The sequence below is a fragment of the Asaia sp. BMEF1 genome, from assembly GCF_051628905.1.
Classification (GTDB): Bacteria; Pseudomonadota; Alphaproteobacteria; order Acetobacterales; family Acetobacteraceae; genus Asaia.
The window spans coordinates 2,651,259-2,664,535 of record NZ_CP157575.1 but is presented as its reverse complement, the minus strand read 5'-3'; the positions used below and the strand labels follow the sequence as shown (position 1 = coordinate 2,664,535).

Below are 13,277 nucleotides of genomic sequence, written 5' to 3'. Positions count from 1 at the left end.
CCCCTATGAGCGAACATGTTCTGACCCCCGGCGGTTATACCACCCCCGATAAAGACAAGACTTCCGGCAACACCCCAAACGGTCAGATACCGGGCGGCAGCCATTTCGGCGGTGGAGCGATGGGCCGCTTCATACGCAATAATCTGCGCGATTATGGCATGTTCATCTCGCTGGTCGCGATTGGCGTGTTTTTCGAGATCATGACGAACGGGACATTGCTGCGCCCGCTCAACCTGACCAATCTGGTGCTTCAAAACAGCTACATCGTGGTCATGGCGCTCGGCATGCTGCTGGTGATCGTGTCGGGCCATATAGATCTGTCTGTCGGCTCCGTCGCCGGATTCACCGGAGCAGTGGCTGCAGTGCTGATGGTCCAGTTACACTGCAATTTCGTGGTAACGACCCTTACCTGCCTGGCGACAGGCGCATTGATTGGCGCCGCACAAGGCTACTGGATCGCCTATTTCAAGATTCCCTCTTTCATCGTGACCCTGGCCGGCATGCTCGTGTTCAAGGGGCTGGCTCTGGCATTACTGGGCGGCCAGTCGCTCGGGCCGTTCTCGACGGTTTTCCAGAAACTGTCATCGGGCTTCATCCCTGAATTTCTGCCCAGGCTGGGCCATTACAACCTGACCTCGCTTCTGTTGGGCGTGGCTGTCGCAATTGCCATGGTGGCGGCCTCGCTGCGCAGCCGGACGCGTTATCAGCGGAGCGAGATCGAGGTCGAGCCGCTGCCGCTTTTCATCGGCAAGAACATCGCCGTGTTCGGCATTATCGTTTATCTCGCAACACTCATCGCCAGCTATCGCGGTCTGCCGAATGTGCTGATCATTATGGCGCTTCTGATCGGCATCTACAGCTTCGTCACCAGCCGCACGACAGTCGGTCGCCAGATCTATGCCGTGGGTGGCAATGTGCGCGCGGCCAAGCTCTCGGGTATTCGCACCGAGCGCCTGACCTTCCTGACTTTTGTGAATATGGGCGTGCTGGCGGCCCTCGGTGGACTGATTTTTGCCGCCCGCCTGAACACGGCCACCCCCAAGGCCGGGCTCGGATTCGAGCTGGACGTGATCGCCGCCTGCTTTATCGGCGGGGCTTCCGCTTATGGCGGCGTCGGGCGCGTCGGTGGGGCGGTGATCGGCGCGCTGATCATGGGGCTGATGAATAACGGCATGTCCATTCTGGGCATCGGCATCGACTATCAGCAGGTGCTGAAAGGACTCGTCCTGCTGGGGGCCGTTTGTGTTGATGTCTATAATCAGCGCCGGGCGTAACGGAGCGTTTCTCTATCCTCTACCGGAAATTTTCACCACATTACGCGCTCGACGTCTTGGAAAAAGCGCGTAATGGAGGCCGGTTGATCGGTTAGAAGCGATAGCCAAGGCCCAGTTCGAGTACCGGATAGACAGGCACATTGACTTCATGTGCAAGGCGCCGCCGCTCTTTTTCGACGTTCTGCGTGAAAGAGGGCAAGGCGGCAGCCGGCCCTTCGGTCGTCATTGAGACACGAGGGTCACCCTCGGCAAGAATACCCGCATCGACAGAAAACACGATGTTACTCACAATGCGGCCGGCATAGCCGACGCCAACATAGGGAGCTACCTGATTGGGCAGTATTTTCAGAGCAACGCGCCCCGCATCCTGCACGCTGTAAATGCTACGCCCGATACGCGCATCCCCACGGGGTGTTGCATTGGCCGTAACGCGATTACCAACGCCGTACACGCCGAGCGAAACCCGGAATCCTGTTCCCAGAGGGTAGAAATCGGTGGTCAGTCCACCATTGAAAAATCTGAAAGATCCGCCGAAATTCGCGTCCAGATCATATCCGGTGGTCGGGTTACTATCGGAGAACCTATGATGATAAATCGAGGAATCATTATAGGTGAAAAAATTGATGTTTCCCCGAAATCCCCAATGCGAGTTCGGAATGCGCAGGCTCACCTCTGGCCCGATGCCGAGCGTGCCCACACGGGCAGAGACGGTTGGCTCATACCCGGCAGACAAGGTCGCGCTAAAAGCCGGGAAAGTGGCCGCACTGGCGGTAATAAAAGAAAAAAGGGTAACCCTCGAAAGCCTGAGTGACACGTGAATGCGCCCTTGTGTTCCACCTCGCCGGAATAACGAGGGACGACAAGACATTAATGAATCGCATCGATACGGCAAAGAAATTAATGATACTGTAACGAAAATTATAGGGCACTGTCACGCGAGAGACATAATCACTCTGCCTGGCTTTCAGACGCGGCATCAGCTTAAGAAATAATTGATCGAGAATCACCACCACAAAAGAATAATACGCTCCCCTCTCCCCATGAGGGGGCAAGAGCCGCCTTATCAGGGTAAATTCGGCAAAATGCTCTTTATAGACAAAACGGAAAATAACGATAGCGCTCGCAATAAACCGGTCAGCCGGGAATCCTGACTGTTCGTGCAGAAGACGCTGTCATTGTGTGACGGTAATCGACATACTGGAGCAGATTGAGACTTGAATAGCCAGTATATTACGTGGGGTCGTCATTATCCGATAATATTTTCACAAAAAGACTGATATAGTCCTCTTTTATGAAAACGGGGGTTGTGGGCGAAGCTGCGTGTGATACAGGTTCGAGAGCCCCGAAAAACTTATCTTGCAGAGCCTCATGCCGCATCCGATCGCACCAGACACGAATGCTCCAACTTGCCGCGCGGCTGAAATCCGTTCCGTTAAAAACTATCAATCTCCAAATCACAAAACCAGCGTGTTCCAGTCTGTCACGACCCTTGGCGGGATGATGGCGTGTTATGCCGCACTGTATCTGGGGATCGCGCACGGCTTCTATTTCGTGCTGGTTCTGCTGCCTCTGGCGAGCGGTCTTGCAATTCGGACTTTCACCCTGCAGCATGATTGCGGCCATGGCTCGCTGTTTCGCGCCGCTTGGGCCAACCGGCTCGTGGGGCGGCTCTGCTCCCTGATGACATTCACGCCATATGATCATTGGCGGCGGCATCATGCTGTGCATCATGGCGACTGGAACAATATCGAAAGCCGTGGGCGCTTGTCCGACATTTATTCGGACTGCACAACGGTGAAAGAATATTACGCGATGTCGGCACGGCAGCGCATTGCTTACCGGCTTTCGAAACACCCGGTGTTCACGCTTCTGCTGATGCCGCCCGTCATCTTCTTTCTTGTCTATCGTATTCCTTTCGACACTCCCCGCTCCTGGCAGACGGAGCGACTGGGTGTTCATACGACCAATCTCTGCCTAGTCCTGATCTATGGCGCACTGGCTTGGCATTTCGGCATTGCAACGACTGCCCTTCTGACTTTGGGCGTCGTCTATCCGGCGGCTGTGATCGGCGTCGCCCTGTTTCTCGTCCAGCATAAATTCGAGGGGGTTCACTGGGAACGCGCCGAGCACTGGAATTCTTTCGATGCCGCCCTGACGGGCTGCTCCTTTCTGAAACTGCCCGGCTGGCTCAACTGGTTTTCCGGCAGTATCGGCCTGCATCACATTCATCATGCTGCACCCGGCATTCCCAATTATCGTCTTGCTGAATGCCACGAGGCCCATAGCGTCTTTCATGACGTCAAGGTGCTGGGCCTGCGTGAGGCATTTCAGGAACTATTCCGCCACACATTATGGGACGAAGCGACATGTCGCATGGTGCCGTTCTCGACAGCTCATCGCGCACGCCCATTGGTGCCGGTTTCCATCTAAAATCGATGGCTACGTTTCAGGAATAGCGGCGTTCAACCCGCTATTTTCTTCATGACGGCTGCCTTTTTCTGCAGGATCAGCCCTAGTGGCGGACCAGAAGCCCCCTGCGGCATGGCCCTGAATTCAGTGAGCAGGCGAGCCTACTCGGCTTCCTGCCAGTTGATCCTTCTCCCCTGATCACACCCTTCGACATGTGACGCCCCCGCTCAGAGGCGCTCCAACGCGTATGCATGATTGTACAGCAGGCACAACATCGATCACATCAACTCGCTGGGTGCACTTGCAACGTCTGCACCACTACAGGTGCCAATAACCGTCACGAACCAGTGCTGCGATTTATCGATCTCTCGCTCAAAGGAGTGCGTCCCCAGCATTGATAAATCAAACGGGCAGAATCCAACGCGTCACGTTGTCGATCATGGCACGACGGCAGAGCTTCGGTTCTTCCCCATTACTGACGTGCCGGAAGAACAGCGCGAGGTCTTGTGCATCGACCGTGCTCATATTGCTGAAGCTGCCTCATGCGACAGACTACCTTGGCAACACCAATTCATCCGGCTGAGGCTCGTCAGAGTGCTGAAGAAGCTGCAACCGCGCCGTCTTACTCTCGCTCCCTTGCCGGAACAGGCACGTTGCAGAGCGTCACACCCTGTGCCGGCCTCACGAAGAACGGATCGCGCCGCCCTGCTCTGGCTGCGAGATATGTCTGAAAACTGGGGCTATCCGTACGCATAACCTGCACCCGTTTCCGTACGGCTTGCGGTTGATCGGCGGCGAGAGTCACGCTCTGGATGGCAATATTCTGATGAGCATCGGTATAAAATCCGAGTGGCCCGGTGCCGCGCGGCAGTGCGCCCAGAAACTCCATACCCACGACCACGCGACCGATAACGGCAAGATTGCGATCAAGCTGTCTTGGCGCCTCTCCATTAACCACATAGAGCTCACGTCCGTCACCTGTATCAGGGGGCATATCCCGGCCTACTCCCACCGCTCCGTAGCAGTGAGCAGGCCAGATTTGCGTGCCATCGCTCCCAACGGGCCATCCCGACGCGATCCCTGCTTTTGCCGCATACGCATCGGAAAAACCCAGGGGCCTGTAATCGAGGCCGGACAGAGACCGCTCATATTCAGCCGGAGGATGGCTCACAAAACCCGCAGGCAATGAGGCAGTCTCATCCTTGACGCGCCACTGGACGACGTAATTATCCTGCACACGAACAATAGCGCCGTCATCCCAGGCGTGGGCATGTGCAAGGCGCACGATATTGGCCACATGCACCGGAGCGAATTCCGGCGCGAGTTGGATGACGACACGTGCCCCATTACCCAGCTTCATGATCAGAAGGCGATCAGGGGAGACATTTTGCCACGCAGCGTCAGGCGCCTGTTCGACGATCTCGGCCGGGCTCAGTGCGGGCGCCGCAACAGCGGTTATCGGAAAAGAGAGGACGATGGAAGCAAGGAGAAAGCGCATAATTCGACAATGCCCACACGTAGAGGTTTTGCACAGAAATTTGGCGATGACAGACGTGTTTTCGTTAAATGATCCGATCTGAGATGGCCTTACAGGTTCGAAGTCAAGCGCGATCAGAGTAACAGGCTTTCTAGCGGTCCCTCTCTTATCGTCGAGAGGCCAGAACATCCGGCAATCTTGTTTCGATCCAGTCCGCGAGTTCAGAAACCTTGCCGGCGGCTTCCTGCCCGAGCGGCGTGAGACTGTATTCGACATGGGGGGGCACAACATTGAGCGCCACGCGGTTTACCAGACCGTCGCTTTCAAGCCATTGCAGTGTCTGGGCCAGCATTCGCTCACTGACGCCGCCGATCTGACGACGCAACTCACTGAAACGACGCGTATTGTCTTGCAGCACGATCAGAACCAGCACACCCCAGCGGCTGGTGATATGCTTCAGCACCTCACGGGACGGGCATTGGGCAATCAGCAGATCACCGCGACGAAGCTGGACAGAGAGCGGCTCTCGGGCCTCTTTCGAATGATTTTCCATACTTACATTTTTGTATGTACTTACGAAAAAGAAGCAATGGCCCTAACTCTGGTGAGTGACAATCACAGCCGGAATGAGGCGAAAATGACAATTGCGATTACCGGAGCGAGCGGTCAGCTCGGCCAGCTTGTGCTCAACAGACTATCGGAACAGGAAAACGCTGAGCCGATCATTGCTCTCATGCGCACACCGGCAAGGCCGACTCTGCACACTATCGAGACGCGACGCTTCGATTATAGCCAAGTCGAAACGCTCATCCCCGGACTGACCGGGGTCGATACACTGGTTCTGATTTCCTCGAGCGAAATCGGCCAGCGCGTTACCCAGCATCGCAACGTGATCGCTGCGGCGCAATCTGCCGGTGTGAAACGCATTATCTATACGAGTGTGCTGCATGCCGATGTTTCGGCGCTCTCACTGGCTGATGAGCACCGCGCGACCGAAGCCGCATTGCAGGCATCGGGTCTGTCTTTCACGACCTTGCGCAACGGCTGGTATAGCGAGAACTATACCGCATCCGTAAAACCCGCTCTCGATGGGGGTGCTTTTATCGGTAGTGCCGGTAAGGGTCTGATTTCATCTGCTTCCCGTGCTGACTATGCCGAAGCTCTGGCGATCACAGCGACAGACTCTCACCATAGCGGCAGAATATACGAACTCGCAGGGGATACGGCCTGGACACTGGCCGAACTGGCAGCAGAGATCTCGCTGCAGTCAGGCAAGCAAATTCCCTATCTCGATCTTCCTGCAAACGAGTATGCTCAGGCGCTCATCAAGTTCGGTCTGCCTGATGGGCTGGCAGCCGCCATTGCAAGCTGGGATAACGCTGCGTCACGAGGTGCCCTTTTCGATGATGGGCATCAACTCTCTGCCTTGATCGGACGACCTACGACGTCGCTTGCTGCAAGCGTCGCCTCGGCTCTGGAATAATCCCCTCAGCGACCCAAGCTTTCTTATAGACTGCATTCAGAAGAGTTTTTCTGAATGCAGTTCGTTTTTTATTTTCTCAATGAAAATCACGCGCTTTGAGTCTGGGCGTAACCGTACCCTCTTCTTCCTCTGACACGGCGATCTCGCGCATCAGAGGGGTCAGATCTTCCAGACGCTGCATCACAACATGGATCACTTCGCCTTCACGTTGCAAAATGCCGTGGCAGGCAACAGCATTGACACCAATCACGATGCGACGCTGGGCTTCGGCACGGTCTTTCCAGATGATGAGATTCGCTGTGCCTGTTTCGTCCTCCAGCGTCATGAACATCACGCCATGCGCCGTGCCGGGGCGCTGCCGCATCAGCACCAGACCCGGCACCACCACGCGGCTGCCATCACGCAATACGCGCAGATCGGCGCAGGTTACCATACCACGCTGCGCCAGACGCGGGCGGAGAAAGGCCATCGGATGCTGGCGCAGGGTCAGACCGAGCGTATTGTAATCTTCCACCATCTCGCGCCCTTCGCTCATGGGGCGCGGCGTATAATCGGGCTCGATCACTTCCGGGCCGGGGCGGTTCAGCTTGCGATCGGCGGCGGCAAAAAGCGGCAGCACCGTATCGGCCAGTCCCTTGATGGCCCAGAGCGCAGCACGCCGGTCGAGATCGAGTGAGCGAAAAGCATCGGCAGCTGCCAGAGCCTCGAGCGCGGCGACGGGAATAGCGGCACGGCGCCAGACATCGTCCAGCGAATCATAAGCCGGAAAGCGATTGGCGATTAGTCTGGCCGCATGATCGTTCGACAGGCCCTTGACCAAACGAAAACCCAGACGCACGGCGTGGGCGCGCGTGGCAGACACGCTTTCCAGATGACAATCCCAGCGTGAGGCATTGATGTCGATGGCCCGCACATCCACGCCATGCTCGCGCGCATCGCGCACCACCTGCGCCGGGGCATAAAACCCCATGGGCTGCGAATTGAGCAAAGCCGCGCAAAACACATCGGGATAATGGCATTTAAGATAATTCGAGACATAGGCAATCAGAGCAAAACTGGCCGCATGACTCTCCGGGAAACCATAGGAGCCAAAACCCTCGAGCTGCCGGAATGTGCGCTCGGCAAAATCACGCTCATAATGATTGGCGACCATGCCCTCGATCAGCTTGGTCTTGAAATGCGAGACCCCGCCGGTGAATTTAAAGGTTGCCATGGAGCGCCGGAGCTGATCGGCCTCGCCGGGGGTAAAGCCTGCACATTTGATGGCGACCTGCATGGCCTGTTCCTGAAAAAGCGGGACGCCGAGCGTCTTGCCCAGAATTTCCTTCAAGGCAGGCTGCGGATAAGCGACTTTTTCAATCCCCTCGCGACGACGCAGATAGGGATGCACCATGTCCCCCTGAATGGGGCCTGGGCGAACGATCGCGACCTGCACCACCAGATCGTAAAATCTGCGCGGCTTGAGACGCGGCAGCATGGACATCTGGGCGCGGCTCTCGATCTGAAACGTCCCGAGCGTGTCGGCACGGCAGATCATCTCATAGGTTTTTGGGTCATCGGGCGGGACGGAGCTCATTTCCAGATGACGGATGCGATAGTCCTGCAGCATGTCGAAACCGCGACGCAGACAGCCGAGCATACCGAGCCCCAACACATCGACCTTCATGAAACGCAGAATGTCGATATCGTCCTTGTCCCAGACGATAATCTGACGATCTTCCATGGCGGCGGGCTGAATAGGCACCAGCTCGTCCAGACGATCGCGCGTCAGAACGAAGCCGCCAGGATGGGTGCCAAGCTGTCGGGGAATTCCCACCAGCTCACCCGCCAGACGCAAGGTGAGTGCCAGAGCCCGGTCTGACAAAGAGAGATTCAACTCTGCCGCACGGGCCCTGAGCAGAACAGGATCACCCAGCGACGAGGCCAGATATTTCGATATCAGCCCGAGCACATCTTCAGAGAGCCCGAGCACCTTGCCGACTTCACGCAACGCCCCTTTCGGGCGATAGCGCATGAGCGTGGCGCACAGAGCCGAATGGCTCCGCCCGTAACGGCGATAGATCCACTGAATGATTTCTTCGCGCCGATCGCTTTCGAAATCCACATCGATATCGGGTGGCTCGCGTCTTTCTACTGAAAGAAACCGCTCGAATAACAATCCCGACTGAATCGGATCGATGGCCGTAATGCCCAACACATAGCAAATGGCCGAATTGGCTGCCGATCCACGCCCCTGACACACAATGCCCAACTTTCGGGCCTGCTGCACAATACTGTGCACGGTCAGGAAATAGGGCGCGTAATCCAGAGAGCCGACCAGATCGAGTTCATGCGCGATTTGTTTGCGCACCGCCTGCTTGGCGCCTGCCGGATAACGACGTGGCAGGGCTTCGCGCACCAGACGGGTCAGGGTCTGTTGGGGCGTCTCATCGGGCCGGTCGGTTTCCTGCGGATATTGATAACAGAGATCTTCCATCGAGAAGCGACATTGGGCTTCGATCTCGGCAATACGCGCCAGAGCCTCGGGAAAGGCCTCATACTGCGCCACCAGCGTAGCAGGAGCCTTGAGAGCGCGATCTTCATGCAAAGCGCGACGCGCCCCAAGCGCATCGAGCGTGCAATGCTCGCGAATGGCCGTCACCACATCCTGCAACACATGGCAGCGTGCCTCATGATACAGCACATCGCCGGTCACGACCGTCTCGATACCCGCTGCATGTGCCCACTGCTGCACGGTGCAAAGCCACTGAAGATCGGCAGGCTGGCTGCGTCTCGACAGACCGCAATAGACAGGGCCTTTCGTCTTTTGCCTCAGCCCTTCCAATCGATGGAGTGCGGCAGCGATCTGCGCATGGTCTCCCTCGGGTAGCAGGATGCAGACAAGCCGGTCGCTTCCCTGTTCCATATCCTGCCAGGTGAGAGAAAAAACCTCCCTTGGGCCGCGTCTATGGCCCAATGTCAGCAAACGACAGAGCTGTCCCCAGCCGACACGGTCCATGGGATAGACCAGCAGCGTCGCGCCTTCTGTCAGATCCAGACGACATCCCGGAATCAGCCGTAGGCCGCTCTGTTTTGCCGCATCATGAGCCCGCACCATTCCCGCCACGGAATGGCGATCCGTCAGGGCCAGCGCCTTGTGTCCCTGCGCATGGGCGACGGAAAACAGATCATGCGGGGCACTCACGCCACGCAGAAAAGAATAATAGGAGGTGACATGAAGCGGCGTGGTCACGATTTTTGATTCGCCTCATGAGGGTGCCCATGATGGCTGGTGTCGTGGGGGGCCACGGCCGCGCGCTTCATCAGCACGAAGCCGCAGCGCGCCAGATGCGCGACCAGACGCGTGGCAACGAGGCCGGCCATGAGTTCATCGGCGTCATGCACACGGCGACGACCATCGAAACGCAAAGCATGAGTCAGGGCTTCGGCAATATCATCGGGTTCGGCAGCGCGCAGAACCTCGTCACGGGGCAGAAACTCCTCCGTCATCAGAATAAACCGTGGACGAACCACGCCCCGTCGCCAGACCAGCGATGTGCCCCGTCTCCGCTGCGAAACAACCAGAAACGTTCACCGTTTTCGACTTCCACGATCCAGTAATCGCGTATGGCTCCGGCCTCGGCCGCCTGCTGCCACCATGCCCCATGCAAGCGCTCCGGCCCATCGGACCCGCGAACGGCGAGCGCCCTTCCCTGCCAGATAAAGCGCTGCGGGCTGTCATCTTCTGCCAGATCGGGTGGCGCGATCGGGCGCGGCGATGCGAAAAGACGGGTGGGGCGCGGCCAGGCAGACATGCCATGCTCGGCAGAGGGCACAGCAAGACGCTGCTGGGCTGCTTCTGGAAATGGGGCATGGGTCTCGCCCAGATAATAGACGCCACGCAGACCCGGCCTGTTCCGCAGCCGCTCGGCCAGAATGCCAAGCCCTTCTTCATCCTCCTCCCTTTCACGCCCGGCCAGGTCCGCCCCCGCCATGGCCGGGGCCTGACGCTCGGCGCAATCGATCTGCAGACTCATGCATTCAATTCCGAAACCTGGGTCGATGGTCTCGATGCGCTCCTGCAACAAACGGCATAGCCGCGCCGGATCGTTCACCGGCTCGGACGTGCCGATGCGCACGGCCTGAATCCCCTCATCCACACACAGGCAGAACAGATCGATGCGACGCGCACCCAGCCCTTTCTGCTGCAACAGCAACGCCACTTCCTGAATCAACACCTGCACCACCTGCGCGATACTCTCTGCCGTACCGATCGGCTCGACCAGATGACGCTTCACATGCAGCGCAACGACAGGCTGCTCGAACAGAAGCGACTCTTTCTGCCTGCCAAGCGCATAATCGAGCTGCCGCGCCGGTTTCGTGCCAAAACGCCGTGTCAGGGCCGCACGCGGCACGTCGCATAAATCGGCAATGCGGGTAATGCCCAGCATACGCAGCCGGTCGCATTCCTTAACCTCGAGGCGAAGGGCTTCCACAGGCAAGGCAAGCAGCGCCTGCGCCGCCTCTCCCTGCGGTACGATGCTCAGCCTGTCATCGCCATAACGGGCCAAAGCGTGGGCCGTACCGGCCGTTTCCGCCAAGGCAGCCCGCACGGTATGGCCGCGCGCTTCCAGACGCTCTTTCATCGTTTCGAGCATGGCCGTCTCACCGCCGAACAGATGCGCGCAGCCTGTCGTATCGACCCAGAGCCCGTCAGGAGGGTCGATGGCAACCAGAGGCGAGAAGCAGCGGCACCACTCGGCCAGTTTATGCAAGGCGAGAGCGTCACGCTCAGGAGCAACCGCCTCGGCCACCAGATCGGGCACGAGGCTGCGCGCCATGGCCAGAAACTGACCGGGTTGAATACCGCCGCGCAGAGCGGCCTCATTGGCAGCCACAACTTTACGGCTCTGACCCTCACGCTCGTACAGCACCAACGGCACGGCCGGATCGCCATGCGGATGTCTCTTTTGCCAGAGTGCCGTGCGCCAATGCGGCAGCCAGAGGGAGAGAAGACGGCGAGACATGATCCGTTCCGATCCTCCAGGAAAGGGAGTCTCCCCCCCGGCAACGCAGCAAAACAAGCGAGACAGTCTCGGGAAAGGACAAAAGGGTACGACGCCCGATGCAAAGCGGATCAGAAGGCGCCGCGCCAATGCGCCAGCGCGTCCAGCAGGCGCTCGGCGGTACGAAATGCTCGTGACGATGCAGCAAGAACCCCGTTGCCCCCGTCGCTTCGGCTGCCAGACTCAGGCGACGTGAGGCGGTGAGAGAGAGGGGCTCGGCCAGATCGGCCACAACCGCCGTCACCCCTTTGCTGCGCAATACATCCTCGATTGTTCCTGCAAGACGCGACGGTTCGGCCTCGATGCAGAGCAGCCGCTCAGCAGACAATCCTGCCTGACGCAAACCCGCCAGAACCAGCCCCGCCCCCTGTGGCATGACCCAGATGACCGGTCCCGTCGCACACGCCAGAATCTGCGCGATAAACCGCGTAGGCCGGGCACAGAGCCGACGGTCATACCCTTCACCCAGAAATTCATGCACGACACCCCGGCGCAGCCCCCCTTTGAGCGCCTCATCGACATCAGCCAGCCCCGTCTTGAAATAGAGCGTGGCGCAGTTCTTCTGATAACGTTGCTCTATGCGCGCCACGCTGTCGCGCAGCATGGCCATGCCCGGTCTGTCTTTCATGATGAGCCCTCCCTTAAATTCGGGCCGTATCATACGAACAAAACAGGAACAACCGTCTTGTGTTTCGGACTTGAAGAGAATGAGCACACAGAGAGAGGGTGCGAGGGAGGGGTTATTTTTTGAAAACAGGGCTTTGCCCTGATACCCACAAAGGAACGAAGTCCCTTCGATCCCGTTTTTTTAATGTAACGGGGTAGCAAAAACCTGTTTTGGCAAAGACTGTTCAGTCGCTATCACGTTAGCAAAAAGGACCGGATTCGCGTGATCACCCTCTATCTCTGGGTCATTCTGAAACTCGTCATCGGGTTTGCCCTGATCATTTCCTATCTGAATGTCACCGGTCGCAACCAGATTGCGATGATGACCTCGGTCGATCTGGTCGGGAATTTCATTCTGGGCGGTGTGGTGGGCGGCATTCTCTACAACGACAAGCTGCCCATTCTGCATTACATCGCCCTGCTGATCCTCTGCATTGCTCTGATGGCGCTGTTCAATGCGCTCTCACGCAAAATACCCGGCCTGCGCAAGCGTACCATCGGCGAGCCCATCACCATCATTCGTGACGGGCGTTTTCTGATCGAGAATTTCAAGGAGAACGCGAGCCGTATCGACATGAAGGACATCGCAACGGCCCTGCGTATGCAGAACATTTTCAGCTTCGACAATATCGATTTCGCCCAGATCGAGACGACAGGCCATGTCAGCGTCATCATGAAGGAAGAAGCCAAAAAGCCGTCACGCTTTCTGGTCCATCATGGTGAGGTTCTGGAAGCGGAACTCGAGATTCTCGAACGTGACGAGACCTGGCTCAAAGCCGAGCTGGCTTCAATGAAGCTGCACAATCTGGAAAATATCTTTCTGGCGGAATGGGTCGGCGATCACTTGCTTGTCGTCACTAATGACGGTCAGGTGCATGGAAGTACCTTGCCAGCTTGACCTGCCTTATTCTCACACCGATGAT

Annotated in this window: 12 protein-coding genes; 4 read left to right on the top strand and 8 right to left on the bottom strand. The window is 57.7% G+C overall.

Features of this window, described 5'->3' with window-relative positions:
• The first annotated feature begins 5 nt into the window (after nt 1–5).
• Nucleotides 6–1,274: a multiple monosaccharide ABC transporter permease gene (gene mmsB, locus ABHV46_RS11865; protein WP_336946742.1), complete on the top strand. Its 1,269-nt coding sequence runs from the start codon at nt 6–8 to the stop codon at nt 1,272–1,274.
• Nucleotides 1,275–1,365: 91 nt separating this feature from the next.
• On the opposite strand, the gene ABHV46_RS11860 is transcribed toward mmsB, so the two are convergent.
• On the bottom strand, nt 1,366–2,007 hold the full coding sequence (locus ABHV46_RS11860; protein ID WP_438381628.1) for a hypothetical protein: 642 nt from the start codon (nt 2,005–2,007) through the stop codon (nt 1,366–1,368).
• 734 nt (nt 2,008–2,741) lie between these two features.
• On the opposite strand from ABHV46_RS11860, the gene ABHV46_RS11855 reads away from it, so the two are divergent.
• Nucleotides 2,742–3,704, top strand: coding sequence for a fatty acid desaturase family protein (locus ABHV46_RS11855; protein ID WP_438381627.1), 963 nt, complete (start codon nt 2,742–2,744; stop codon nt 3,702–3,704).
• A 381-nt stretch (nt 3,705–4,085) separates the two neighbouring features.
• On the opposite strand, the gene ABHV46_RS11850 is transcribed toward ABHV46_RS11855, so the two are convergent.
• From ABHV46_RS11850 to ABHV46_RS11840, 3 genes are all read right to left on the bottom strand, one after another.
• Nucleotides 4,086–4,208 (bottom strand): hypothetical protein, encoded by a 123-nt coding sequence (locus ABHV46_RS11850; protein WP_438381626.1) that lies wholly within the window; start codon nt 4,206–4,208, stop codon nt 4,086–4,088.
• 97 nt (nt 4,209–4,305) lie between these two features.
• Nucleotides 4,306–5,181 carry a peptidylprolyl isomerase gene (locus ABHV46_RS11845; RefSeq protein WP_438381625.1) on the bottom strand — a complete coding sequence of 292 codons (876 nt, stop codon included), beginning with the start codon at nt 5,179–5,181 and terminating at the stop codon, nt 4,306–4,308.
• Between the two features lie 145 nt (nt 5,182–5,326).
• Complete coding sequence (locus ABHV46_RS11840; RefSeq protein WP_438381624.1) at nt 5,327–5,713, bottom strand: winged helix-turn-helix transcriptional regulator; 387 nt, start codon at nt 5,711–5,713, stop codon at nt 5,327–5,329.
• 84 nt (nt 5,714–5,797) lie between these two features.
• Here ABHV46_RS11840 and ABHV46_RS11835 point away from each other — a divergent pair, with 84 nt between their 5' ends.
• Nucleotides 5,798–6,643, top strand: a complete 846-nt coding sequence (locus ABHV46_RS11835; protein ID WP_438381623.1) for an SDR family oxidoreductase — start codon at nt 5,798–5,800, stop codon at nt 6,641–6,643.
• Between the two features lie 76 nt (nt 6,644–6,719).
• On the opposite strand, the gene ABHV46_RS11830 is transcribed toward ABHV46_RS11835, so the two are convergent.
• Genes ABHV46_RS11830 through ABHV46_RS11815 form a run of 4 tightly spaced genes read right to left on the bottom strand, consistent with a single transcriptional unit; the run spans nt 6,720 to nt 12,316 of the window.
• Nucleotides 6,720–9,875 (bottom strand): error-prone DNA polymerase, encoded by a 3,156-nt coding sequence (locus tag ABHV46_RS11830; protein WP_438381622.1) that lies wholly within the window; start codon nt 9,873–9,875, stop codon nt 6,720–6,722.
• Nucleotides 9,872–10,132, bottom strand: coding sequence for a hypothetical protein (locus tag ABHV46_RS11825; RefSeq protein ID WP_336946734.1), 261 nt, complete (start codon nt 10,130–10,132; stop codon nt 9,872–9,874). The genes ABHV46_RS11830 and ABHV46_RS11825 overlap by 4 nt, the downstream gene beginning before the upstream one ends.
• Nucleotides 10,132–11,649 (bottom strand): DUF6504 family protein, encoded by a 1,518-nt coding sequence (locus tag ABHV46_RS11820; protein ID WP_438381621.1) that lies wholly within the window; start codon nt 11,647–11,649, stop codon nt 10,132–10,134. The genes ABHV46_RS11825 and ABHV46_RS11820 overlap by 1 nt, the downstream gene beginning before the upstream one ends.
• Complete coding sequence (locus tag ABHV46_RS11815) at nt 11,540–12,316, bottom strand: ImuA family protein (RefSeq protein ID WP_438381620.1); 777 nt, start codon at nt 12,314–12,316, stop codon at nt 11,540–11,542. The genes ABHV46_RS11820 and ABHV46_RS11815 overlap by 110 nt, the downstream gene beginning before the upstream one ends.
• A 261-nt stretch (nt 12,317–12,577) precedes the next feature.
• Between ABHV46_RS11815 and ABHV46_RS11810 the strand changes: the two genes are divergently transcribed.
• Complete coding sequence (locus ABHV46_RS11810) at nt 12,578–13,252, top strand: DUF421 domain-containing protein (protein ID WP_438381619.1); 675 nt, start codon at nt 12,578–12,580, stop codon at nt 13,250–13,252.
• Nucleotides 13,253–13,277: the final 25 nt, after the last annotated feature.